The organism is Candidatus Tectomicrobia bacterium, from assembly GCA_016192135.1.
Classification (GTDB): Bacteria; UBA8248; UBA8248; order UBA8248; family UBA8248; genus 2-12-FULL-69-37.
The window spans coordinates 18,850-41,961 of sequence record JACPUR010000025.1; the positions used below are offsets into that span (position 1 = coordinate 18,850).

Consider the following 23,112-nt stretch of genomic DNA (forward strand, 5'->3'; position numbering starts at 1 on the left):
ATAGGGCGGGGCCACGCGTCTGCCGGGGCGGTTTTCGGAGCCGTCTCTCGGAAGTAACGGCTAATAACGCTTAATAAGGGAAAAAGGGGGTAAAAAGCCCCCGCGCTGGTCAGACCACCCCCAGCGCCTTGCGGAGGTTCCGCACCCGGCCGGCGTGGTCGGTGTGGGCGACGGGGGGGAGGGGCTCCTTGTTCGTGACGGGGAGGACGACGAAGTGGGGGCCCTCCTCGGCCAGCAGCCGGGGGAGCTGGGCCTCGAACTCGGCCAGGGTTCCGATGCGCTCGACCTTGCCCTTGCCGGTCGCGCCGCCCCCGTGGAAGCCCGCCGCCCGGGCCAGCTCGAAGAAGTCGGCCCGGGGCGGAAGGGGCTGGCCCCCCACCATCTCGTAGGTGTGGTTCTCGAGGAGGAGGATGAGGAGGTTGCCGGGCGCGTAGGCCGAGTAGGTGACGAGGGAGCCGAGGCTCATCAGGAGGCCCCCGTCCCCCTTGAAGACGATGGTCTTGCGCTCGGGCCGGGCCATCGCCAGGCCCATGCCGAAGTCGGCGGCGTGGCCCATGCCGAAGGCCAGGAAGTCGAAGTCGAGCTCGTGCCGGGAGACGAGGGGCCACTGGAGGGTGGTGGTCATGGTCATGACCACGATCTCGTTCGTGCGCCGCGCCTGGACGGCGCGCAGGAGGTCCATTCGCTCGATCATGGCCGGAAGGTGAACCCCGTGACGACGGCGGCCGGGAACGAGGTTTCCCCGGCCGTCTTGTCCATGGTGTCGAGAAGGGGGAGGTCCTCGTCCCGCATGAGGTGCCAGTGGGGGATGCCGTAGGCCGAGAGCACGGGCTCGGTGTAGGTGTAGGCCGAGTCGATGGGCTTCCTGTTGGCGATGGCCCCGGCGTAGCCCCGCCAGCCCACCATGAGGCGCAGCGGAATCTTGGGGCCCAGGCCGCAGCCCCGCAGCGAGTCGCCCGCCTCGAAGAGGCCCGTGCACTGGACCACGACCAGGGGCTTCCGCCCGCCCGTCCAGAGCCCCGCGGCGATGGCCATGGACTCGCCCTCCCGGCAGGGCGTGATGAGCTTGATGGACTTCGAGCGCCCCGCCGCTTCGTGGAGGAGGCGGCTCTCGCTGTCCGGGATCATGACGACGTGGGTGAAGCCCAGGGACTCGATCTTGGCGAGCGTCTTGGCCGCGCTCGCCCCTCTCTCGCTCACGGCGGGTCTTCCTCCGAAGATGGCTCGTCCCAGCGCGAGGGACTATGCACCGCGGCTAATCGGATGGTCAACTCCCAATTGAGTTGCGGAGTAGGATATTCTGGCCGGGGCGTCGATGGGTTTCATGTAGGGGCAGCCCCTGCGGTTGCCCCCCATGAGGGCGGGCACAAGGCCCGCCCCTACAGCGGCCTCTTCGGGAGATATGCCAAGCGGAGGACCCATGAGCCAGCTTCCAATTATCGCCGTCACGATGGGGGACCCGGCCGGGGTGGGGCCCGAGGTGTGCCTGAAGGCGGTCCGCTCGCCCAAGGTGCGGCGCTGCTGCGTGCCCCTCATCGTGGGGGACCTGGAGGTCCTCCGCCTCCACGCGAGGAAGATGCGCCTGCCGGGCCGCCTCGCGGCCGTGGCCCCGGGGGGGCTGCCGGTGAAACTCGGGGCGGAGGCGCCTGCCCCCGTGCTGGACCTCGCCAACGTCCCCCCGGGGGAGCGCGCCTTCGGGGAGGTGCGCCCCGCCCTGGGCCGGGCGGCGGGGGAGTACGTCGAGCGGGCGGTCAAGCTCGTCCAGGAGGGGGCCTGCCGGGCGGTGGCCACCGCCCCCATCCAGAAGGAGGCCTTCCAGGCGGGGGGCTACAACTTCCCGGGCCACACCGAGTTCCTCGCCCACCTGACGGGGGGGCGGCCCGTCATGCTCCTCTGGCACGGGCGCTTCCGCGTCGCCCACGTCTCGACCCATCTCTCCCTGCGGGCGGCGCTCCGCCAGGTGAGGCGCGCGAACATCCGCCGCACCGGAAAGATTTTCGCCGATGCGCTTCGCGCCTACCTCGGCCGCCCGCCGCGCCTCGGGGTGGCGGGCCTCAACCCCCACGCGGGGGAGGGGGGTCTCTTCGGCCGGGAGGAGATCGAGGAGATCGCCCCCGCCGCCGGGGACCTCCGCGCGGAGGGGATCGACGCCCGGGGGCCCGAATCCCCCGACACCATCTTCGCCAAGCTGCGCGGGGGCCTCTACGACGGCGTCCTCGCCATGTACCACGACCAGGGGCACATCCCGGGCAAGCTCCTCTGCTTCCGCTTCGACGAGCGGGGCCGGGGGAGTGTGCGCGGGGTGAACGTCACCCTCGGCCTCCCCATCGTGCGCACCTCGGTCGAGCACGGCACGGGCTTCGAGATCGCGGGCAAGGGCGTGGCCGACGAGTCCAGCATGGTGGACGCGATTGTGCTGGCGGCGAGGCTGGCGAGGGGGAGGGGGAGGGGGAGGGGGAAAGAAAAAATGTAGGGGTGTTCAATTGAATACCCCTGCGGAACGAAACGTGGACGCCTACGAAGGTGCCGTGACACAATTGATGCTGGGTGCCTCGCCGTGGGGGGATTCGTGAATGGACATCAACCTGGAAAAGCTGGAGGAGGAGGCGCTGAAACTCACGCCGGGCGAGCGCGCCGCGCTCGCGCAGAGATTGCTCGCGAGCCTCGATGAGGATACCGGGATCGAAGAGGACTGGGCCGCCGAGGTCGAGCGCCGGATAGCGGAGGTCGAGCGCGGCGCGGTCCCGCTCATCCCCATCGCCGAGGCACTCGCACAGGCTCGCGCGTCACTGAAGTGCTGACGCGAAAAAAATAAGGGGCGTGCGCCGTACGCCCCTACAGAATCCCATCAGCGTGTCCCGGATTTTCCCCTACGCCATCTTCTGCCACACCCAGATGACGCGGCCGATGACGACGTCCTCGATGCGGTCGCCCGACTTGAGGTCGATGTGCTCGAACTCCCCGGCCGGGCGGTCCTCGACGAACCACAGGCGGTTGCCGCTGCGGCTCAGGCGCCGGACGGCGTTGACGCTGGCCTCGGAGGAGGGGCCCTTGCGGGAGAGGGTATTCACGGCGTAGTAGGCGTCGGGCTGGATCTCCTTGTCGTCGCGGTCGACGATGGCCCGGCTGCCGGCCCGCAGCGGCGGGTTCATGTTCTTCACCCACTCGCCACGGAGGTCCAGCGCGACGAGGTTGGGGCGCCCGGCCGTCTGCTGGACGGGGAGGATCTCCCACTCAGAGACCTTCTCGACCCGGATCTTGCCCGGGCTGGCCGCGGCGCGGGGGTCGACGAGGGGGATGCCGGTGTAGCCGTCGCGCTTGCGCCTGCGCTTGGTGGCCACCCCGGCCTCGTCGGGGAGGCGCACGTCGATCTGCTTCTGGGCGCGCTCGAAGGGGGAGGCCCCGGAGCCGAAGATGAGCCAGTCGCCCGAGACGCCGAAGTTGTCGGCCAGGAACTTGATGAAGGAGAGGCTGACCTCGGTGAGGCCCTTCTCGTACTGGCTGATGATGGCCTGGGAGAGCCCCGCGCGGTCGGCCAGCTCGGTCTGCTCGAGCTGGTTGAAGAGGCGGATCTCGCGGACCCTGGCTCCGATGGCTTCGCGGGCGCTTTTGTCGAGCCGCAGTTTCATGGCTTCAGGCCCTCAATGGAAGGAGCGACGCCTCTTCCCTATCATACCGCGCGGGCGGGAGATTTCTATGAACCAGATCACCGATTCAGTCTCAATTTGAAACTACATGGTCGAGATAGTGAAATCAAGATCGAAAATCGCATTTCTGGGGCGAATCAGTCATTTCTTATCCATTTCCCGGCCGAAACAGTGCAAACAGTCAAAACCGCGACGGCCTCCGCCCCCGCCCCTTTGAGCGCGTGGGCGCAGGCCGAGGCCGTGCTCCCGGTCGTGAGCACATCGTCCACCAGGAGCACCCGGGCGCCGTCGAGCCTCTTTTCGGACCGAAGCCCGAAGACCCCCCGGAGGTTGCGGCGGCGCTCCCGCCCACGAAGGCCCGTCTGGGGCGAGGCATCCCTGCGGCGCTCAAGAAGCGGCTCGAAGGGGAGGCCGAGCCGCCCGGCGGTCTTCCGGGCCAGGAGCTCCGACTGGTCGAAGCCGCGCTCGCGCCAGCGGGCAGGCGAGATGGGCACGTGGGTGACGCGGGCGCCTTCTTCCAGCCAGCCGCCCATCTCCTCCTCGGCCAGCCGCCCCAGCAACTGGCCCAGCTCGGAGGCGATACCGGCCCTCCCCCCGAACTTGTAGAGATGGATCAGCTCCCGGAGCTGGCCTTCCATGGGCCCCGCCGCCCGCGCCAGGTCGAAGGCGGGAGGGGCTTCGCGGCAGGCGGCGCACAGGTGGCCCGGGGAGTCGCGGAGGGCGATTTCGGATTCGAAGGGCTTGCCGCAGCAGGGGCACCAGGGCGGCTCGAGGCGCTCCAGCGCGTCCAGGCAGGGCTGGCAGACGGCGCGCGGGCTCCCGAGGCGGAGGCGGTCCCCGCAGAGGGGGCATTCGCGGGGGAGGAGGAAATCGAGCGCGCCCGACAGCAGCGTCCGGAGCCGGGCGGAGGGCACGGAAGCGGCCGGGTCAGGCCTTCTTCCGGAGCTGGATGCGCTTGCCGGGGACACCGCTCTGCCCAGCCTCCTCGCCAAGGCGGCGGAAGCGGATGAATTCGGCCACGATGGCGACGGCGATCTCGCCCGGCGTGTCGGCCCCGATCTCGAGGCCGATGGGCGCGTGGACCCGCCGGAGGAGCTCGTCCTGGTCGAAACCCTTGTCACGGAGGTGGCGGTAGGTGAGCAGCACCTTGCTCTTCGAGCCGATCATGCCGATGTAGCGGGCGGGCGTCTTGAGCGCCCACTCGAGGACCACCTCGTCGTTCGCGTGCCCGCGCGTGATGATGGCCATGTAGTCCGACTCGTCCACCGGGATCTTGCCGAAGACGGCCGGGAACTCGCCGACGTAGAAGGCCTCCGCCATCGGGAAGCGCTCCTGGTTGGCGAAGGTGGGCCGGTCCTCGACCACGGCGACGCGGAAGCCCGCCAGGTGCACCGCCTGGGCCACGCAGAAAGAGACGTGCCCGCCGCCGAAGAGATAGACCAGCGGCTGGCCGGTGATGGGCTCCAGGAAGATTTCGGTGCCCTCGCCGGGCTGGCGGCGCCGCTTGCCGGTGCGCTCCTCCTCGCTCGCGAAGGTGAGCACGGAGGGCTGCCCGTTGCGGATGACCTGGGAGCTCTCTCGCCAGAGCTCGGCCGAGTACTCGGGGATCTCGCCCCGCGCGCTCCCGTCCCGGCGGATGAGCTGCTTCCGCCGCCCGGCGGGCAGGTCGCCCAGGCGCCCCGGCTGGACCACGGTGGCGAGGGCGGCGCTGCCGCCCCGGCTCCGGATGTCGGCGATCTCGGCGAGCAGGGCGCTGTCGTACGCATCGAAGGGCTCGACGAGAATGTCCACGACGCCGCCGCAGATGTGGCCGCTGTCCCCCGCCTGCTGGGCGGTGAGGTCGAACGTCAGCTTCTCGGGTCGGCCGCTCTCCATGATGTTCATGGCCGCCTGCCACACCTCGGCCTCGAGGCAGCCCCCGCCCACCGTCCCCACGGTGCTCCCGTCCTGGCGGACCAGCATCTTCGCATCCCCGCTCATGGGGGCCGACCCCTTGCGCGCCACCACGGTGGCCACGGCGCCGCGCTGCCCGGCCTTCTTGAGCTGGTACATCTCGCGGAAGACGTCCTGCTGGCTCATGGTTCCTCGGCAAAATAAATGCAGCCGCCCCCTCGGGTCAGGCTGCGGGGAATTGATGAGTTATGCCCGGGCCGCCGCCGAGAGAAGCGCAGAGGATCCTCTCGATGGGACCACGGGGAGTGCCCGCAACGCTCCATATAATATAGGCGGTTTCCTTAAGTTTATCAAGATCCATCGCGTCCGCCTGGTTCAGCAGGACGAGCTTGCGCGCGCCCCTTGGCGCCCCCTTGAACAGCCCCTCCGGATGTCCCGCCAGCCGCCCGACCGCCTCGGCCGTGACGGGAGCTCCGGACGGGAGTCCCGTTATTTTCCTCAGCAAATCGGAGCGGAAAGCATGCGCCTCGTCCAGCGGCGCGCCCAGCGCCCGGAGCCCCACGACGCCGACGACGGCCTCGGCCCAGGGGGGAATCACCGGCTCCTCCGGCCCCGGCGCCTTGATGGGGAGCCCACGGGCGCCGTCCGCCTCGATGAGGAGCACGCCCGCCCCTTCCCGTAGGGCCTCCAGCTCACCAGGGGCGAAACCGTCCAGCTTCATCCGGCGAAGGGAGGGCTCGCCCGGAACCGGCGCTTCACCCAGGCGGGCGCGGGCCAGGGTGAGGGGGCCGGAGTGCTCCCCGCTCCAGGCGCCGAGGGTCCGGGCGAGGGATGAAGCCTCGCCCAGCAAAAGGAGCGAGCCCTCCCCGGGCGCGAAGATCTTGGTGGTGGTGGTCAGGAGGGCGGGGCGCCAGCCGGCGGCGTGGCACTCGGCGGCCAAAGCTGCGAGGAGGCTCGTCTTCCCGCCCGCGCCCACCGCGGCCACGGCCTGGCCGCGCCGGAGGCCCAGGGCGCGGAGCAGCGGGCCTTCGCTCACCAGGCGCCTTCCCGGCTGGCTCCAAGAAGCTCGCGGCGCAGGATGCGCACCAGCTCCTCGGAGAGCTGCGGAAGGTGCCGCACCACGATGTGGTTCGGGTAGATCTGCTCGACGAAGGGATCGACGACGCCCACCCCGACGACGCGGATGCCCAGCTTCTCCAGTCGGCTCACCGTCTCGATGAGGTGGCTCGCGTCGCCGTTCGGCTGGCCGTCCGAGGTGATGATGATGATCTTCTCGCGCTCGGGCCGGAGGAGGAGCCTGCGGTAGGCGAAGAGGAGATGCTCCTCGTCCCAGTTGTTGAAGCGCGGGTAGATGTTCACCATCCGGTGCTTGATGGGCAGGAAGTCCTCGTCGAAGGCCTTGTACACGCGGTGCTGGAGCGGCGAGTGCCGCATGTGGCGGAACTTGAAAGCGGGGATGTGGCCCAGCGCCGCGGCCATGGCCGCCTCGGAGCTCTCGGTCGAGTAGCCGATGACCTCGAAGGGCACCTTCAGGCGGTCGAGCACCTCGGCGAAGAAGATGGTGGCCTCGCGCGCGGCCAGGTACTTCGACTCGCGGTTCATGCTCCCGCTCTCGTCCACGAGCAGGGTGAAGCAGACGTCCAACCGCTCGGGGCTCTCGCGGCGCTGGAAGAGGCGGTAGCGCCCGAGCCGCTGCTTCCAGAGCTTGGGGGTGTTGAGCCGGCCCGAGCGGTGGGAGCCGCTGTAGCGGGTGTAGGTGCGCTCGCGGATGATCTGCATGAGCTTCCAGGCCAGCACCTTGATCTGGCTGCCCGCGTTCTGGACGACCGCCTGGTACTCCTCGGGCTTCCCCTCGGGGGGGACGACGATGGTCCGCTCGTCGGGCAGGGCCGCCGTCGGGTGCACTTCCTTCTTGTGCCCCTTGAGCTCGAACCAGGGCGAGGCCCAGTGGCCGAGCTTGGCCAGCTCCTCCGGGGTGAGCTCCAAAGGCTCCCCCTCGGCCTCGATGGGCTCCGCCTGGAGCTCCTGGCTCTTGAGCTCGACGGCGTCGTCCTGCTCGCCCGCCGCGCCCTGCTCCTGGATCTTCTTGAGCACCTCCTCGGGGATGCCGGTGGCGGCCATCTCCTCGGCGGCCTGGGCCATCTCCTCCTCGGTCAGGAAGCCCCGCACGGCCTCGTAGATCTCCCGGGCCGCGCGGAAGGAATCCGCCGCGCTTCCGGCCCGGCAGGCGCCCTCCACGGCGGGGGCCGCCCCCCGCAGGAAGGCGGCGACCTCGGGTTCGAACCATCCCGTGCGCAGGGCGCCCGGCCCGGAGGGGGCCGCTCCCGGCTCGAGGCCCACCCCGCGCAGGTAGAGTCCCCACTGGACCTCCAGGAAACGGGGGAGCTGGCCGGCGGCGAGCTGCCGCTCCGCCTCCTCCAGCGCGGGGCGGATGAAGGAGCGGAAGTTCTTGCGGGTTCCGGGGAGGGCGTCCGCCAGGCGGTTCTCGCAGCGGGCGTCCTCGAGCGCGTGCCAGACCTGGAAGAAGCCGGGGCGCGCCTGGTTCTCCCGCAGCGCGCGGGCGGCCCACTTGAGAGTGCCCTCGCGGCGGTGGGCCACCTCGATGAGGGTCATTCCCTTCTGGTAGCGGAGGACGCGGTCTTCCTCCAGATCTCCGCTGTTGAGGCGGGAGAGGGTGCGGACGGGATCCTCGATGTGGATGGTCCGCCCCTCCGGGCCGGAGCCCTCGCCGTAGCGCAGGGAGAGGTCGTAGTCGTGGGAGGCGATCTGGGCCAGGGCTTCGAGGCGGGCGCGGCGCCTTTCCATGGCGGCCCCCTGCTAGAAGTGGTTGTCCACGATGTCCTCGAGCACCTTCGCGTCGAAGGGGTTCACCTTGCTGAAGACGGTCGAGGCGGCGGCCTCCATGGGGTCGAACTGGGCGGCCATCCGCGCCCAGTCGATGAGCCGGCGGGTGCTGAAGGTACAGAAGATCTTCTCGTTCCGCATGGCCTCGCGCGCGTCATGCGCCACGCGCACCATCCGCTCGACCAATGCGCGGTCCTCGTTGCCGCTCTGGCGCATGACCACCTTGATCTCCACCTCGAGGGGGAGATACTCCATCCGGATGGTGACCGGGAAGCGATCGAGGAGGGCCTCGTTCAAGGGCTTCGTGCCGCCGTAGCGCCGGTCCTCGTGCGGGTTCATGCTGGCGAAGAGCCGGAAGCCCGGGTTCGGGTGCACGATGCGGCCATCGTACTCGGAGAGCACGATCATCCGGTCGTCGTCGAGGAGGCTGTGGAGGCAGAAGGCGATCTCGGGCAGGCAGGCGTTGATCTCGTCGATCAGCAGCCAGTCGCCCGCCTCCATCGCCTCGATCAGGATGCCGTTCACCCAGTAGGTGCCCCGCTCGTTGATCATGAGCTTGCCCACGAACTCGTCCACCGTGGTCATCCCGTTCAGGTTGACCCGGCGGAAGCCGTTGTTCGTGACGTGGGCCAGGTGGCGCACGGCGAGGGTCTTGCCCACGCCGGTTTCCCCGATGAGGAGGACGGGCAGGTTCTGGCCCACGGCCCAGGCGATGCGCTCAAGGGAGTCGCCCGCGGGCAGGTAGAACTGCGGGGCGGGGAGGAACGGGTTGTCCTTGTGGGGGTTGATCGGAATGGCGCTCCGGCCGACCCGGTAGGTACCGTTCTCGACGGTTTCGGTGAGGATGCCGACGCTCAATGGGCTCGCTCCACGGTGGAATGTACGCCGAACAGGAACATCATGATGGCCTCGAGGACGCCGCCGGCGACCGCCCGCGATTTGTCCGAGATGGTGAAGCAATGGGCGGGCTTGGCGCGGGGATCGACGTCCCCCACCTTGAAGCCCTCGGTCACCTCCAGTCCCTCGCGGACGAGGCCCCGCAGGACGCCCGCGATCTGGGCCCTCACCTCCCGCCCCGCGACGAGCCCCACCGGCTGGCCCTTCTCGACGCGGTCGCCAATCCGGCAGATAGGCTCGAAGCGGCCCCGGGCGGGGGAGCGCAGCAGGCGCTCAGTGGTGTAGCCCCCGATGTCGCCGGGCACCCCGGTGTTGGGCTCGGCCGGGCCGCTCAGGATCACCCGCCCGATGTCGTGCCCGCGCGCCGTCTCGATCACCGCGTGCGCGTCCTCGCCGGCCGAGAATCCCGGGCCGAGGGCCACGACCACCCCGGCCTGGTCCATCCGGGTGCCGAGGTTTCTCTTCGCGAGGATGGCGTCCACCAGGGCGGCCGGGCGGGCGAGGGAAACGATGGCGGCCTCCGGGTCCACCACCACGGGCACCACCCCCTCCGCCAGGAGGGCGCGGGCCGCGGCGAGCTTCTCTCCGGGGGTGCCGCCCTTCGCGGGCCGGGCCTCGACTCCCTCGACCTCAATGCGGCCCGAATAGAGGCACTCCGCGAAAGCCACTGTGCGCCGCACCATGGTCGGGTTCTCCACCTCGGTCACAATGACCGGGAAACCGGCCCGGAAGAGGCGGTGGGCGGTGCCGGTGGCGAGGTCGCCTCCCCCCTTCACGACGACGAGGGAGCCGGCGACCGAACGTTTCTGCACGATAGCGATTCCTCCCTCAAATACAGGGAGTTCAGCCTAGCACCCTTCCGGAAAGGCGATCAACGCTCAGGCGACCCGGCGGGGCGCCCGACGGGGACCGTCACGGCGCGCGTGGGGCCGAAGGTGGGCAGGTAGGCGGAGTGTTTGCCCGCCCCCCCGGCCACCACCACGAGGATGTCCCCGGGCCGGTCCACGAGCGGGATGAGGGCGGCGTTGTCCCCGGCCCGGGCCTCGAGCTCCGGGGGCCAGTCCCGCATCCCCCACATGCCCCCCCGGCGGAGTTCCCGGACGCTCTTGCGCGCCCGCTCGTGCAGGGCGCGCCGCGCGTCCGCCTTGGAGAGGCCTCCGCCGGCCAGGGTGTCCGCGTGCTCGGGGCCCAGGACGACCATCACCTCCCCCCGCAGGTAAAAGTTGTTGCTCCCCATGACCGCCATGGTGTCCGCGATGGTGGCGAGCAGGCCCTCGGCGTCGTGGCTCACGTGGTCGTTCACGTTGTGCGGGCCCTCCGCCGCGATGAGGGTGACGGCGCTCTCGTCCCGCGCGAAGCCGCGCTCGGCGTGGAAGGGGGGCCAGGGGCTCTCGGCCTCGTTCTCGGCGATGCAGAAGGCGTACTTCGCCGGGGAGCCCTGAGTGGAGCGGTCGAGGACGCCCGGGATTGCCCCTCCGGCGTGCAGGAGCACCAGCCGGAGCGCCCGGCCGATGGTGGCGTTCGCGCGGCGCCCGGGGCCGAAGCAGCCGCTGCCTCCGTTGATCTCCAGCTCCCCGGCGATGGGGCCGTTCACGAGGATGAGGGGAGCGGCGGGGTGGGTGGTCGCCTGGATGGCGTGGAGCGAGAAGGCCGGGTCGAGCGCGGCCCGGACGGCGGCGGCCAGGACGGGCATGTAGGCCGGGAGGCAGCCCGCCATGACGGCGTTGACCGCCAGGGTTTCGGCCGTCACCACCCCCTGCCTGGGGGGCATGACGCCCAGCTCGGTTCCCGGGGGGAGGCCCAGGCCCCCGAGCATCTTCTCCACGCGGTCCGGGGTGGGGGGCACGACGGGGAGCCCGTCCCCCCAGCCCCGCGCCTCGAACAGGCGGAGGATGCCCTCCGGGGTGTCCGGCACCCGGAGGCGCTCGCTCAGGAGAGGCGCCGGATCGGTCAAAGGCGGGGGCTCAGGCGAAGAGCGGCTTGTGCTGGACGACGCGCCGGGGCGGGAGGTAGACCCGCTCGCGGTACTCGCGCCGGAGGGTTTCGGCGTCGGCGGTGAGGGCGCGGAGGGCCTCCCCGGCGGCGCCGTCCCCCATGGCGCGCGCGGCCTCGGGCGGGATGCCCCCGACCGGGTGGGGCACCACCACGATGGGGAGCCCCGGCATCCCGAGCGCCTGGCGCTCGCTGGCGCCCAGGGCGGCGAAGACGCTCGAGCAGAAGGTGACCGTCGGCACCCCCGCCCTCTCCAGCCTCACCGAGTCGTGGACACTCCACGACGTGCAGCTCCCTCAGTCCCCCACCGCGTTGGCCACGACATCCACCTGGGGGATGAACTCCTCGATGCGGCTCTCCGGGAGGGTGGGGTTCTCCTTGCGCCACCAGACGGGGGTGATTCCGGCCCGCTCGCCCAGGAGCTCCGCGACCCGGGCCAGTAGGGCGTCCCCGTTCGGCTTGTTGTTGTGCAGGAGCCCCAGGCGCAAGCCGCCGAGACTCGCCGGGCGCGGAGCGAGGGGGTGATCCTCCGCCCGTACCGCGCCGAGGGGGGAGAGGATCTCGATGGTGCGGCTCATGGCGAGATCCTCGCGGGCGGCGGAGGGGTCACAGCCCCAGCAGGTTGCGGGCGATGATGAGGCGCTGGATCTGGCTCGTCCCCTCGACGATCTGGATCTGCTTGGCGTCGCGCATGAAGCGCTCGAGGGGATGATCCTTCATGTAGCCAGCCCCGCCCAGCACCTGGATGGCGTCGATGGCCACCTTCATGGCCATGTCGGCGGCGTAGGTCTTGGCGGCGGAGAAGTAGTGGGCGTTCTCCCGGGTGTAGAGCCCGGCGTCCACGAGGGAGGCGCCCCGGTAGACGAGCAGGCGGGCGGCCTCGATCTCGATGAACATGTCGGCCAGCATGAACTGGACGGCCTGGAAGTTGGCGATGGGCTGGCCGAAGGCCTCGCGCTCCTTGGCGTAGTTGGAGGCGTAGTCCAGGCAGCCCTGGGCGAGGCCCACGGCGCGCGCCCCGATGGCGGGCCGCATCTGGTTGAAGCCCATCATGGCGCTGCGGAAGCCCTTGTTGAGTTCCCCGACTTGATTTTCCAGCGGCACCTCCACGTTCTCGAAGTGGAGGAGGCAGGTGGAGAAGCCCTTCATACCCATCTTGCGCTCGAAGCGGCCGATGCTGAAGCCGGGCGCACCCTTGGGGACGATGAAGTAGGTGATGCCCCGGGTGCCGGCCTCCGGGTCGGTCTTGGCGGCCACGAGGATGAAGTCGGCCTTGTCGGGCCCCGTGATAAAGCACTTGGTGCCGTTGATGACCCAGCGGTCCCCGCGCCGCTCGGCCCGGGTGCGGATGTTGCCCGCGTCCGAGCCGGCGTGGGGCTCGGTCAGGGCGTAGGAGCCCCTGAGCTCGCCCTTGGCCAGGCCGGTCAGGTAATGCCTGCGCTGGGCCTCGGTGCCGCTCAGGTGGATGACCCGGCTCGAGAGCATGTTCAGGACGATGAAGAGGGGGCAATTCGAGCAGAAGCGGGCGATCTCCTCGATGGTGATGCACCCGCCCATGAATCCCATCCCGGCCCCGCCGTACTCCTCCGGCAGGAAGACGCCCAGGAGCTGCTGCCGCTTGAGGACCTCGAAGATGTCCTCGGGGTATTCCTCCCTCTCGTCGATCTCGGCGGCCCGGGGGGCCACGTGGCGCCCGGCCAGCGCCCGCACCGTCTGGCGCAGCATCTTCTGAGACTCGTTCAGGTCGAACTGCAGGTCGGTCTCGGCCTGGATGCTCATGGAGAAGCGCTCCGGCGCGGGAAAAGAAAAAAGGCCAAAATGAAGGACAAGCCGCATGATCTCCTCCGGCGCGGCGGCCTGTCAACGCGGGGGCCGGGGTGCCTGCCGGCGGCGCGGGCCGGCTCTTGACGGCGGAGCAGGGAAGGGTCTAAAGTCCCGTCGGTTCGGAGGGAATCCTTCCCTCGGAGGATGAGGCCATGCGGGCGATGTATCTGGCGGGAGGCCGGTTCGCGTTTTTCGGCTTTACCCCCGTCCGCCCGCGCGCCCGCTTCGGATAGCGAACCGAGGCGGCCGGGGGCGGACAACCGGCCGCCCCGCCGCCTGGCAATCGACCATGCGCCACGGGGCCGAGCCCGTGGCGATTTTTTTTGGAGAAATCCGGCAAGCTCACGGAGCCAAAGGAGAAGCAGATGATCGTGGTCATGAAGTCGAGCGCGACCGAGGAGGAGATTTCCGAGATTATCCGGCGCATCAACGATCTCGGGCTGGAGGAGCATATCATCCGGGGCGTGATGCGCACCGTCATCGGCGCAATCGGGGACGAGCGGGGCAAGATGATGCTCGAGTCCCTCATCAGCCTTCCGGGGGTGGAGAGCGTCGTCCCCATCCTCAAGCCCTACAAGCTGGCGAGCATCGAGGGCCGTCCCGAGCGCAGCCATATCCCGATGGGCAAGGGGGTCAAGATCGGGGGAAATCAAATCGTCGTCGTGGGCGGGCCCTGCTCGGTGGAGAGCCGGGAGCAGATTCTGGAGTCCGCCCAGGTGGTGAAGGAGGCGGGCGCCCACGTCCTGCGCGGCGGCGCCTACAAGCCCCGCACCTCGCCCTACAGCTTCCAGGGGATGGCCCTGGAGGGCCTCAAGCTCCTCGCCGAGGCGCGGGAGAAGACGGGGCTCCCCATCCAGACCGAGCTCATGGACACCGAGGACATCGGGCCGGTGGTCGAGTACGCCGACGTCATCCAGATCGGCGCCCGCAACGTGCAGAACTTCTCCCTCCTCAAGAAGGTGGGGAAGGTGAAGAAGCCCATCTTCCTCAAGCGGGGCATGTCCACCACCATCGAAGAGCTGCTTATGTCGGCCGAGTACATCCTCAGCCAGGGGAACCCCAACGTCATCCTCTGCGAGCGGGGTATCCGCACCTTCGAGACCGCCACGCGGAACACCCTGGACATCAGCGCCGTGCCGGTCCTGAAGGAGCTGACCCACCTCCCGGTCGTGGTGGATCCGAGCCACGCGGCGGGCGCCTGGCGTTTCGTCCCCGCCCTCGCCAAGGCGGCCATCGCCGCCGGGGCGGACGGGCTGATGATCGAGATGCACCCCGAGCCGGCCAGGGCGATGTCGGACGGGGCGCAATCCCTTAAGCCCGCCGTTTTCAAGCAGCTGATGGATGAACTTCAAGTGTTTGCGAAGGCCGTGGGCCGAACCTTGTAGATGGGACTCCTCTTCGTTTTCGTGGACGGCCTGGGACTGGCGCCGCCCGGGCCGGTCAACCCGCTCTCCCGCCTGGCCGGGGGGCCGCTGGCAACCCTGGGAGGGGGGCGCCCGGCGGGGGAGGGTTTCCGCCTCCTCCCGGCGGACGCGTGCCTGGGGGTGCCGGGCGTCCCGCAGAGCGCGACCGGGGGTACCGCCCTCTTCACCGGGGTCAACGCACCCGCCCATGTGGGCGGGCACCTGCAAGGCCTCCCCACCCGGGCGCTGCGCGAGATCATCGCGCGCCACGGCCTGCTGCGCCGGGCGCGCGAGCGCGGGGCGCGGGTGGACTTCGCCAACGCCTATACGCCCGCCTACTTCGCGCGCGGCCCGAACCGCCGGCGCTCCGTCACCACCGTCATGATGGAAGCCTCGGGCCTGCCCCTCAAGCGCCTCGGCGACCTGCATCGCGGCGAGGCCGTCTACCGCGACTTCACGAACCGCCTCCTCCGCGAGCAGGGCTTCGAGGCGGACGTGCTGGCGCCGGAGGAGGCGGGAGGGCGCCTCGGCGCGCTGGCGCGGCGGTGGGACCTCCTCGTCTACGAACACTTCCAGACGGACCACGCGGGCCACCGGGGCACGATGGAGGACGCGGTGCGGGTGCTCGATGAGCTGAATCGCTTCCTCGGCGCGGCTCTCGATGCGCTCGACCCGGAGCGGGACGGCTTCCTCCTCAGCAGCGATCACGGGAACATCGAGGACATGAGCTGTACGGCGCACACCACTCATCCCGTCCCCATCCTGCTCTGGGGAAGGGCCGTGGCCTCCTGGAGCCGTGGCGGGAATTTGAGCCTTTGCGATGTCACGCCGGGGGTCCTTTCGCTTCTGGATGGGCAATAATCCAGGAATTGCGGGCATTTTTTCTTCGGGATTTAGCATTGACTTTGAGAATTTTTAGCTATACATTTGTTTTCACAGCATTTATCCTTTAAATGCAGGTCTTCCAAGGAAGAATGAAAAACGAATCAGGCGGGAACATGGCAAAGCCGAACTGCATGATCGAAGACGGATTAGGTCCGTTCCTGCGCCAGGAGCGCGAGGCGCGCCATATCCCGCTCGCGGATGTGTCGAAGCAGACGCGCGTCCGGAATTTTTACCTGGAGCGGATCGAGGCGGGCGAGTACCGGCGCCTGCCCTCGATCCCCGTCGGACGCGGCTTCGTCCGCGCCTATGCGGCCGCCATTGGCGTCGATGCGGACGCCGCCGCGCGGCAATTCGATCGGGAGTTCGGAACCGCGAAGGAGCGGGAGAAGGAAGTGGAGCGCAGCGGCGAGAAGATCGCCTTCTCCCAGATCGCCCAGGCCTCGCCGGGCCACCGGCTGTGGTTGCCCTTCGCGGCGGCGGGTGCGCTCATCGTGGTGAGCGGCGTGGCCCTGTGGGCCTCGATGGGGAAGACCGATCGGTACGTGCCGGTTTCCAGCCTGACGGAGCGCCTGAGGGCGGCTGCGGGCCCCATGATGAAGCAGATGCCCCTGCTGCTGAGCCCGTCGGGGGGCATGGCGCCCAAGCCCGAGGCCCGCAAGGCGCCGGCCGTGCCCGCGCCGAAGCGAGAGGAGGAGCCCCGGAGCGCCCTGCCGGCCAGGCCCCGGGAAATCCTCTCCGCCAGCGTGGCCAAGCCGAACGGGAACAATGGGCTGGGGGTTCCCCTTCCGGTGCCGGAGACGGCCAGGGCGGGCGACGAAACTCCCGAACGGGAAGAGGGCGCCACGCCTCCCGTGGGTTCCGCCGCTCCGGGGATCGCGGTGGCGGACGGCCGCCTGGCCCTCAAAATACGCGCCCTGGAAGATACATGGGTCCGCATCGTCGTGGACCGGAACGAGATCCAGGAGTTTCTCCTGACAGCGGGGAACGAGCGCTTCTGGAAAGGCTCGGAGAGGTTCATCCTCACCGTGGGGAATGCGGCCGGAACGCAGGTTTCCCTGAACGGGTCCAGCATCGCCCTTCCGCAGTCCTCGTCCAACATCGTGCGGGACTTCGTCATCACCGAGAAGCTGCTGAACTGACCCCATTTTCATTCCGCCAGGGCGGAGGCGCCGGAACGGCCCTCTCATCCGAAGCGAACGCCGCGATCGTCCCCCGGGACGCCCTGAACGGATGCTTGGCTCATGATCGAATCGCTTCTCTCCTTCATCTCACGCCCTGAGGGCAGCCGCCGCATCCGCCTGCGGGGGAGCGACGAGGCGTCCTGCGCCTGGTGGCTCGCGCGGCTCCTGCCCAAGCTTTCCGCGCCCCTGATCTACGTCGAGGCGGACGCCAGGCGCCTGGGGCAGGTGGGGCAGAACCTCCGCTTCTTTCTCGGCACGGAAGGGCCGGATGGACGCCCGCCGGTGTTCATGTTCCCGGCCTGGGACGTGTACCCCTACGCCCGGCTCTCACCCTCGAGCGAGGTGGTGGGGGAGCGCATGGGGGCGCTCGACTTCCTCCTGAGCGGCCGGGGCGGCGTTGTGCTGACGACCCCCGAGGCTCTCGCGGGCAGGCTCCCCTCCCTGGGCCGCTTCCGGGAGCGCGCCGTCTTCCTTCGGGAGGGCGCCGAGGTCGACCGCGAGGCCTTCCTGGCGGCGCTGGAGAGCTTGATGTACCAGCGCCGCTCGGTGGTGGAGTCCCCGGGGGAGTATGCCGTGCGCGGCGGCATCGTGGACTTCTTCCCGCCCCAGGAGGCCCGCCCCGTCCGGGTGGACCTCAAGGGGGACGAGGTGGACTCCCTCCGCGAGTTCAACCCCCAGACTCAGCGGACGCTGCGCACGCGGAAGGAGATGCGCGTCTTCCCGGCGCGGGAGCTCCTTCTGTCGGAAGAGGAGCGCGGGCGCGGGGCGGAGGGGCTGCGGCGGGCGTCGGCCGCGGACCCCGGCCTCGCCAGCCGGGTCGAGCGGATGCTCCGCCTCCTGGAAGTCGAGGGTCACTTCCCGGGCATCGAGGGTCTCTCGCCCTTCTTCGTGGATGGGATGAGCTCCGTCTTCGACGCGGTGCCGGGCGACGCCGTCTGGCTGCTTCACGATCCGGACTCGATCGCCGCGGCGGGGAGGAAGATGTGGGAGGACCTCGAGGAGGAGGCCGCCCTGGCCCAGGAGCGCGGGCTGATCGGCTTTGACCCTGGGCTCCTGTGGCTGCGCCCGCAGGAGGCGGAGGAAGCTCTCTCCCTCTGGCCCCGGGCGGAGCTCGATCCGCTCGGCCTGGACGGCACCGGCGCCTCCCGGCCCGCGGACATGCTCGCGGCGGAGCGGCTCTCCCCCATCCGGGGGCGGCTGGACGCCTTCATGGAGCAGATCGGCTCTTGGCGGAAGGCGGGGGATCGCATCCTCCTCGCGGCGGAGGAGCGCACCCAGGCGCTCCGCCTCCAGGCCCTGCTGCGGGAGCGGGAGGTGGAGGTGCCCCTGCTTCCGCCGGGCGCCCCGCTCCTCGAGGAGAAGGGCGGGCTCGCCATCGCCGAGGGTCGCCTCACCTCGAGCTTCCGGCTGCCGGACGAGAAGCGCGTCTTCTTCCGCTCCGAGGACCTGCTCATCACCTCGTTGGGCGGGATGCGCCGCCGCGCCGGCCGGGGACGCCCCGGGGAGGGCCTGCGCGATCTCAAGGTGAACGACTGCCTGGTGCACGTGGACCACGGCTTGGGCCGCTACCTGGGAACCCAGATCATCGAGCACGCCGAGGGGGAGGACGAATTCCTCACCCTGGCCTACGCCGGGGGCGACCGCCTCTACGTCCCGATGGACGACGTGGATAAGGTTCACATCTACCGCGGCGGGGAGGCGCCGCCGCTCGACCGCTTGGACGGCTCCCGGTGGGACAAGACGAAGAAGAGTGTCAAGAAGGCCCTCCAGGCCATCGCCCGCGATCTGGTGCGCCTCTACGCCGAGCGCGGCGCGGCGGCCGGCTTCTCCTTCGCCCAGGACGGCGCCTGGGACCGCGAGATGGCGGCCGGGTTCCAGTACGAGGAGACCCCGGACCAGGAACAGGCCATCCGCGACGTGCTGGCCGACATGGAGCGGCCCCGCCCGATGGACCGCCTCATCTGCGGGGACGTGGGCTACGGGAAGACCGAGGTGGCGCTGCGCGCCGCGGCCCGCGCCGTCTCCTGCGGCAAGCAGGTGGCCCTGGTGGTCCCCACCACCTTGCTGGCGCACCAGCACTGGGACCGGTTCAAGGAGCGCTTTGGCCCGCTGCCGGTCAAGGTCGAGATGCTCTCCCGCTTCCGAAGCCGGAAGGAGCAGGCCGATGTGGCCCGGCGCCTGGCGGCGGGGGAGGTGGACGTCGTCATCGGCACCCACCGCCTCCTGCAGGACGACGTCTCGTTCAAGGACCTGGGCCTGCTCATCGTGGACGAGGAGCACCGCTTCGGCGTCACGCACAAGGAGCGGCTGAAAAAGCTCAAAGTCGACGTGGACGTCCTCAGCATGACGGCCACCCCCATCCCCCGCACCCTTCAGCTCGCCCTCTCGGGCACGCGCGACCTGAGCGTCATCGAGACGCCGCCGCGCCACCGGCTGGCCCCGCGCACCTACATCGCCCGGTTCGGCGAGAAGGTGGTGGGGGACGCCATCCGCCGGGAGCTCGACCGCGGCGGGCAGGTCTTTTTCGTGCACAACCGGGTGGGCAGCCTGCCGGCGATGGCCCGGTTCATCCGGGAGGTTGCGCCCGGCGCCCGCATCCTCGTCGCCCACGGGCAGATGAAGGAGCGGGAGCTGGAGCAGGTGATGGAGGATTTCGTGTCGCGCAAGGCCGACATCCTCCTCTGCACCACCATCATCGAGAGCGGGCTCGACATTCCCACCGTCAACACCATCATTGTCAACCGCGCAGAGACCTTCGGCATGGCGCAGCTCTACCAGCTCCGGGGCCGGGTGGGCCGGGACCGCTTCCAGGCCCACGCCTACCTGCTCGTGCCGGGGGCCGAGGCCCTGACGCAGGAGGCGCGGGAGCGCCTCCAGGCGCTGGAGGAGTTGAGCGAGCTGGGGGCGGGTTTCAAGCTCGCCATGCGGGACCTCGAGATCCGGGGCTCGGGCCACCTCCTGGGGCACCGGCAGTCGGGGCACATCGCGGCGGTGGGCTTCGAGATGTACTGCCGCCTGCTTGAGGAGGTGATCCAGGAATCAAAGGGCCATGCGGTCGAGCGGCGGGAGCCGGACATGATCCTTCCGGTGGCGGGCTCCATCCCGCCCGCTTGGGTGCCCGCCCAGGTCGAGCGCCTGGAGATCTACCGCCGCGTGGCCGCCGCCGCCGCGCCCCGGGAAATCGGAGAAATGGAGCGTGAGCTCGCCGACCGCTTCGGCCCGCTCCCGCAGCGGGCGCAGCGCCTGCTGCAGCTCGCCGAACTCCGCATCCGCTGCCGCCGCTGCGGCGTGAAGGGCCTGCACGTCCGGGGGCGGGAGGCGCATTTCGAGACTTTTCCGGGAGACTACGAGATATCGGCGGTCTTCCTGGAGACGCCCGGCATCACCTTCACCGGCTCCCACAGCTTCCGCTGCGCGTTGACGGGCCCCTGGGAGGAGGATTTCCAGCGGCTGGCGCGTCTGCTCGAGGCGTTCGAGGCGTGCGCGCCCGAGGAGCCCGGGGAGGAGGCCGGCGGGGTGACGGTCCCGGCGGGAGAGGAGGAGGAGGAAGAAGGATGAGCCGTCCTCTCGCCGCCGGGTTGCTGGCCGCCCTTCTCTCATTCGGCCCCGCGGGCTGCGGCGAGGATTCCTCGCCCGGCGCCGCCCTTTTCGGCGAGCTTTTGGCCGAGGTGAACGGGGAGCCCATCACGGTGGGCGATCTCAGGGCGGCGCTCATGGCGGACGGAAAGCACATGCTCTCCTCCGCCCAGCGGAGGGGGGAGGCGCTCCGGAGCCTGCTCGAGCAGATGGTCGAGCGCCGCCTCATGCTCCAGCGCTTCCGGGAGAGCGGGGAGCACGTGGACGAGGGCCAGGTGCGCGCGTATGTGGAGGCCGTCGCCCGCCAGTACGGCCCGGAGGGCTTTGACGCCGTGCTCCGGGAGGACAAGATCGACCGGGAGAAGTGGGTCCAGACCGTCCGGGAGACGCTGGAGATTGAGCAGCTCCTGGGGCGGGAGATCTATTCCAAGCTCAGCGCCTCGGAGGAGGAGGTGAGGGCTTATTACGCCCGGAACCGGGAGCGCTTCCGGGTGGGGCGGCGGTGGCGGGTGAGGCAAATCGTCGCTGGGACCGAGGAGGCGGCCGAAAAACTGCGCGCCAGGCTCCTCCAGGGCGCTTCCTTCGAGCAGGTCGCCCGGAGCGAATCCCAGGGGCCGGAGCGGGCGCGCGGGGGGGACCTGGGATTTTTTGAATCGGGGGAGCTACCGGAAAGCATCGAAGCCGTGATTAAATACCTGGACGAAGGGGAGGTTAGCCGGGTGGTGGGCAGTCCCTCCGGCTATCATCTGTTTCAAGTGACTGAGCGCCGCTCCGCCGGAATCCGGCCCCTGGAGTCCGTGCGCGAGGAAATCATGGGAGAGCTGCTTTCCCAGAAGGGCCGGGAGCAGATCGAGCGTTGGCTCGCCTCCCTCAAGGAAAAGGCCTCTATCCGCTATCATTGGAGAAATCTGGACCATGTCCCCTTGGGCTAAGTGTTTTGCGTTATGCGCCGCCTTCCTCGCCGGCTGCGCCACGGCCGCCTCGGCCGCTCCCGTCACCATCGAGCGCATCGTGGCCAAGGTGGACCAGGAGATCATCACCCTCAGCGAGCTTCAGGACCTGGTGAAGGAGGAAGTGAGCAACCTCGCCAGAGTCTACAAGGGAGAGGAGTTCGAGCGCCGCCGCCGCGAGATGGAGCTGAGGGGCCTCGACGCCCTAGTGGAGAACAAGCTCATCCTCCGGCGGGCGAAATCCATGGGCGTCACGGTGGGGGAGTCGGAACTGGAGCAGGCCGTGAGCTCCGTCACGGACCGCAACCGGCTCACCACCCAGGATTTCCGGAAGTACCTCGCTTCCCAGGGCATGACTCTGGAGACCTACCGGGAGAAGGTGCGGGAGCGCCTCCTCGTCCGCAAGGTCGAGAGCCTGGACGTGGCCCTCCGCGTGACCGTGAGCGATGACGAGATCGCCGCTTATTACAAGGCCAATCCCGACCTCTACCGCGAGGGGGAGGAGCGGCGCGTTCAGCAGATCTTTTTCCCGACGAAAGAGGGCATGCCCGAGCCCGAAGTGGAGGCCCAGCGCCAGAAGGCGGCGGCCGCCCACAAGGAAGTCGGCGGGGGCGCCGATTTCGGGGAAACCGCGAAGAAGGTGTCTCAGGACCCGGCCGCCGCGCAGGGAGGGAACCTGGGATTCATCAAGAAAGGCGAGGTGTTCCCCGAGTTCGAGGCAATCATCTTCTCCCTCAAGGAGGGGGAGGTGAGCCAGCCCATGAAGACGCGGGCGGGTTTCCACATCGTGAAGCTCCTGGAGATCAAGAGGGGCAAGGCCATTTCGCTGGAGAGCGTGTCGTCCAAGATCCGCGACCAGCTCGCCGAGGAGAAGCGCGCCAAGCGCCGCCGCGAGTGGATCTCCGAGCTCAAGCGGGCCTCCTTCCTGGAGGTTCACTTCGACCCGCAGGTCCAGGCCGTCTCCGCCGGGGCGACCGTCGATCCGCTCTTCCGCGACGTCCGGGAGCAGGTGACTTTCAAGCTCGTCGGGGTCCGCCTCGCGCGCTCGAACGAGATGGTGGGCAAGGACCGGCTGTTCTGGGCCTACGGGGCCAACCAGAAGGACCCGCGCTGGAAGTCCGAGAAGGTCAAGACGGACGACAAGCTCTTCGTCGGCACCGACGAGATCGGGGTGCTGGAAAAGTCCCAGCGGGAGTTCGTGAACCCGGACCCCTCGGCCAGCCTCTTCTTCTTCGAGCACAACTACCTCCTCCCGAACGCCTATCTGGGCCGGGTGCATTTCGCGGACGTCATCAAGGAGTTCTCCCTCAAGCCGAACGTGAAGAAGCTCTCTCTCGAGACGGACTCCAAGCGCGTCCGGCTGGAGTTCGAGGTCAAGGTGGAGAAGACGCGGAGCATCGTGGCCGACCCCCGGGAGATCGGCCAGTAGGCGCCCCGGTGCGGCTCGATCTCTTTCTCTCGCTGAGCCGCCTCGTGAAGCGCCGCGCCGCCGCCAAGGAGCTGGCTGACTCGGGCGGGGTGCGCCTGGGGGGCCGTCCGATCAAGGCCGCGCACCCGGTCCAGGTGGGGGACGAGCTGGACCTTCGCATCGGGGGCCGGGAGCTCCGGGTGCGGGTGGCGGCCCTGACCGAACGGAAGCTCCGGCCCGCCGAGGCCCGCGAGCTCTATGAAATCCTGAGCGAAACCCGGGTCGAGGAGGACGAGGGGGGCTCCGAGGGGGGCGTGATGGACTTCCTCCTCCGGCGGCCGTAGCGATTTCCGCTTGCCGATCCCGGGCCGGGCTGATACATTCTTTCCAATAGGGCGCATCCTGGGCTTGCGCGCATGGGGCGGGTGAGCCCGGAAAAGCGCCTGGAAGACCGCTAAATTTCGAGTTGGCTCCCCCTTTAAGACCGTCCCGTGAGGCGGTCAAGGAGGACCGCGCAGTGCGGTGTTGTGCTGTGAATTCGCGCGCCTATCGGCCTCCGTTCCGGATGGAATGGAGGTTTTTTTTGTCTCCGCGCCCCTTTTGGGCGGGAGG

Annotated in this window: 22 protein-coding genes; 9 read left to right on the top strand and 13 right to left on the bottom strand. The window is 69.5% G+C overall.

What is annotated here, in order from left to right; translation table 11 throughout:
• Positions 1-109: 109 nt before the first annotated feature.
• Together HYZ11_11570 and HYZ11_11575 are read right to left on the bottom strand one after the other, a co-directional pair.
• Positions 110-694: a thiamine pyrophosphate-binding protein gene (locus HYZ11_11570; GenBank protein ID MBI3128235.1), complete on the bottom strand. Its 585-nt coding sequence runs from the start codon at positions 692-694 to the stop codon at positions 110-112.
• Positions 691-1,200 carry a hypothetical protein gene (locus tag HYZ11_11575; protein MBI3128236.1) on the bottom strand — a complete coding sequence of 170 codons (510 nt, stop codon included), beginning with the start codon at positions 1,198-1,200 and terminating at the stop codon, positions 691-693. The genes HYZ11_11570 and HYZ11_11575 overlap by 4 nt, the downstream gene beginning before the upstream one ends.
• Before the next feature lie 154 nt (positions 1,201-1,354).
• Between HYZ11_11575 and pdxA the strand changes: the two genes are divergently transcribed.
• Both pdxA and HYZ11_11585 read left to right on the top strand, forming a co-directional pair.
• On the top strand, positions 1,355-2,473 hold the full coding sequence (gene pdxA, locus HYZ11_11580; protein ID MBI3128237.1) for a 4-hydroxythreonine-4-phosphate dehydrogenase PdxA: 1,119 nt from the start codon (positions 1,355-1,357) through the stop codon (positions 2,471-2,473).
• A gap of 100 nt (positions 2,474-2,573) precedes the next feature.
• Complete coding sequence (locus HYZ11_11585; protein MBI3128238.1) at positions 2,574-2,801, top strand: addiction module protein; 228 nt, start codon at positions 2,574-2,576, stop codon at positions 2,799-2,801.
• 69 nt (positions 2,802-2,870) lie between these two features.
• Here the strand turns inward: HYZ11_11585 and HYZ11_11590 are convergent, their stop codons facing one another.
• From HYZ11_11590 to HYZ11_11640, 11 genes are all read right to left on the bottom strand, one after another.
• Entirely contained in the window at positions 2,871-3,629 is a 759-nt protein-coding gene (locus HYZ11_11590) for a helix-turn-helix domain-containing protein (GenBank protein MBI3128239.1), read from the bottom strand.
• A 155-nt stretch (positions 3,630-3,784) separates the two neighbouring features.
• Positions 3,785-4,561 carry a ComF family protein gene (locus HYZ11_11595; GenBank protein ID MBI3128240.1) on the bottom strand — a complete coding sequence of 259 codons (777 nt, stop codon included), beginning with the start codon at positions 4,559-4,561 and terminating at the stop codon, positions 3,785-3,787.
• A 13-nt stretch (positions 4,562-4,574) separates the two neighbouring features.
• Positions 4,575-5,726, bottom strand: a complete 1,152-nt coding sequence (locus HYZ11_11600; GenBank protein MBI3128241.1) for an XdhC family protein — start codon at positions 5,724-5,726, stop codon at positions 4,575-4,577.
• A gap of 37 nt (positions 5,727-5,763) precedes the next feature.
• Positions 5,764-6,576, bottom strand: a complete 813-nt coding sequence (gene yqeC / locus HYZ11_11605) for a putative selenium-dependent hydroxylase accessory protein YqeC (protein MBI3128242.1) — start codon at positions 6,574-6,576, stop codon at positions 5,764-5,766.
• The gene (locus HYZ11_11610; protein ID MBI3128243.1) at positions 6,573-8,345 is read right to left on the bottom strand and encodes a hypothetical protein; all 1,773 of its coding nucleotides are present in this window, start codon (positions 8,343-8,345) and stop codon (positions 6,573-6,575) included. Before HYZ11_11610 ends, yqeC begins: the two co-directional genes overlap by 4 nt.
• 12 nt (positions 8,346-8,357) lie before the next feature.
• On the bottom strand, positions 8,358-9,242 hold the full coding sequence (locus tag HYZ11_11615) for a MoxR family ATPase (protein ID MBI3128244.1): 885 nt from the start codon (positions 9,240-9,242) through the stop codon (positions 8,358-8,360).
• A complete protein-coding gene (locus HYZ11_11620; GenBank protein MBI3128245.1) occupies positions 9,239-10,093 on the bottom strand; it encodes an EF2563 family selenium-dependent molybdenum hydroxylase system protein in 855 nt (284 codons plus the stop codon). Before HYZ11_11620 ends, HYZ11_11615 begins: the two co-directional genes overlap by 4 nt.
• Positions 10,094-10,152: 59 nt before the next feature.
• Positions 10,153-11,235, bottom strand: coding sequence for a hypothetical protein (locus HYZ11_11625; GenBank protein ID MBI3128246.1), 1,083 nt, complete (start codon positions 11,233-11,235; stop codon positions 10,153-10,155).
• Positions 11,236-11,245: 10 nt separating this feature from the next.
• Positions 11,246-11,515 (bottom strand): hypothetical protein, encoded by a 270-nt coding sequence (locus HYZ11_11630; GenBank protein MBI3128247.1) that lies wholly within the window; start codon positions 11,513-11,515, stop codon positions 11,246-11,248.
• A 54-nt stretch (positions 11,516-11,569) separates the two neighbouring features.
• Positions 11,570-11,851: a hypothetical protein gene (locus tag HYZ11_11635; protein MBI3128248.1), complete on the bottom strand. Its 282-nt coding sequence runs from the start codon at positions 11,849-11,851 to the stop codon at positions 11,570-11,572.
• Between the two features lie 28 nt (positions 11,852-11,879).
• A complete protein-coding gene (locus tag HYZ11_11640; protein ID MBI3128249.1) occupies positions 11,880-13,028 on the bottom strand; it encodes an acyl-CoA dehydrogenase family protein in 1,149 nt (382 codons plus the stop codon).
• Positions 13,029-13,462: 434 nt separating this feature from the next.
• On the opposite strand from HYZ11_11640, the gene aroF reads away from it, so the two are divergent.
• The 7 genes from aroF (at position 13,463) to HYZ11_11675 (ending at position 22,844) form a co-directional block, all read left to right on the top strand.
• Positions 13,463-14,482, top strand: a complete 1,020-nt coding sequence (aroF, locus tag HYZ11_11645) for a 3-deoxy-7-phosphoheptulonate synthase (GenBank protein ID MBI3128250.1) — start codon at positions 13,463-13,465, stop codon at positions 14,480-14,482.
• Positions 14,483-15,361, top strand: coding sequence for a peptidase (locus HYZ11_11650; protein ID MBI3128251.1), 879 nt, complete (start codon positions 14,483-14,485; stop codon positions 15,359-15,361).
• A 137-nt stretch (positions 15,362-15,498) separates the two neighbouring features.
• Positions 15,499-16,524, top strand: coding sequence for a DUF4115 domain-containing protein (locus HYZ11_11655; protein ID MBI3128252.1), 1,026 nt, complete (start codon positions 15,499-15,501; stop codon positions 16,522-16,524).
• Between the two features lie 102 nt (positions 16,525-16,626).
• A complete protein-coding gene (gene mfd / locus HYZ11_11660; GenBank protein MBI3128253.1) occupies positions 16,627-20,124 on the top strand; it encodes a transcription-repair coupling factor in 3,498 nt (1,165 codons plus the stop codon).
• Positions 20,121-21,074: a peptidyl-prolyl cis-trans isomerase gene (locus HYZ11_11665; GenBank protein MBI3128254.1), complete on the top strand. Its 954-nt coding sequence runs from the start codon at positions 20,121-20,123 to the stop codon at positions 21,072-21,074. The genes mfd and HYZ11_11665 overlap by 4 nt, the downstream gene beginning before the upstream one ends.
• Positions 21,058-22,521, top strand: a complete 1,464-nt coding sequence (locus HYZ11_11670; GenBank protein MBI3128255.1) for a peptidylprolyl isomerase — start codon at positions 21,058-21,060, stop codon at positions 22,519-22,521. Before HYZ11_11665 ends, HYZ11_11670 begins: the two co-directional genes overlap by 17 nt.
• 8 nt (positions 22,522-22,529) lie before the next feature.
• Complete coding sequence (locus HYZ11_11675) at positions 22,530-22,844, top strand: RNA-binding S4 domain-containing protein (GenBank protein MBI3128256.1); 315 nt, start codon at positions 22,530-22,532, stop codon at positions 22,842-22,844.
• Positions 22,845-23,112 lie beyond the last annotated feature (268 nt).

What these genes read in the sequence shown, in the direction of transcription:
- HYZ11_11570 (MBI3128235.1), bottom strand. Translation starts at nt 694, where the DNA reads ATGATCGAGCGAATGGACCTCCTGCGCGCCGTCCAGGCGCGGCGCACG.
- HYZ11_11635 (MBI3128248.1), bottom strand. Translation starts at nt 11,851, where the DNA reads ATGAGCCGCACCATCGAGATCCTCTCCCCCCTCGGCGCGGTACGGGCG.
- mfd (MBI3128253.1), top strand. Translation starts at nt 16,627, where the DNA reads ATGATCGAATCGCTTCTCTCCTTCATCTCACGCCCTGAGGGCAGCCGC.
- aroF (MBI3128250.1), top strand. Translation starts at nt 13,463, where the DNA reads ATGATCGTGGTCATGAAGTCGAGCGCGACCGAGGAGGAGATTTCCGAG.
- pdxA (MBI3128237.1), top strand. Translation starts at nt 1,355, where the DNA reads ATGAGGGCGGGCACAAGGCCCGCCCCTACAGCGGCCTCTTCGGGAGAT.
- HYZ11_11590 (MBI3128239.1), bottom strand. Translation starts at nt 3,629, where the DNA reads ATGAAACTGCGGCTCGACAAAAGCGCCCGCGAAGCCATCGGAGCCAGG.
- HYZ11_11670 (MBI3128255.1), top strand. Translation starts at nt 21,058, where the DNA reads ATGTCCCCTTGGGCTAAGTGTTTTGCGTTATGCGCCGCCTTCCTCGCC.
- HYZ11_11665 (MBI3128254.1), top strand. Translation starts at nt 20,121, where the DNA reads ATGAGCCGTCCTCTCGCCGCCGGGTTGCTGGCCGCCCTTCTCTCATTC.
- HYZ11_11655 (MBI3128252.1), top strand. Translation starts at nt 15,499, where the DNA reads ATGGCAAAGCCGAACTGCATGATCGAAGACGGATTAGGTCCGTTCCTG.
- HYZ11_11650 (MBI3128251.1), top strand. Translation starts at nt 14,483, where the DNA reads ATGGGACTCCTCTTCGTTTTCGTGGACGGCCTGGGACTGGCGCCGCCC.
- HYZ11_11600 (MBI3128241.1), bottom strand. Translation starts at nt 5,726, where the DNA reads ATGAGCCAGCAGGACGTCTTCCGCGAGATGTACCAGCTCAAGAAGGCC.
- HYZ11_11585 (MBI3128238.1), top strand. Translation starts at nt 2,574, where the DNA reads ATGGACATCAACCTGGAAAAGCTGGAGGAGGAGGCGCTGAAACTCACG.
- HYZ11_11610 (MBI3128243.1), bottom strand. Translation starts at nt 8,345, where the DNA reads ATGGAAAGGCGCCGCGCCCGCCTCGAAGCCCTGGCCCAGATCGCCTCC.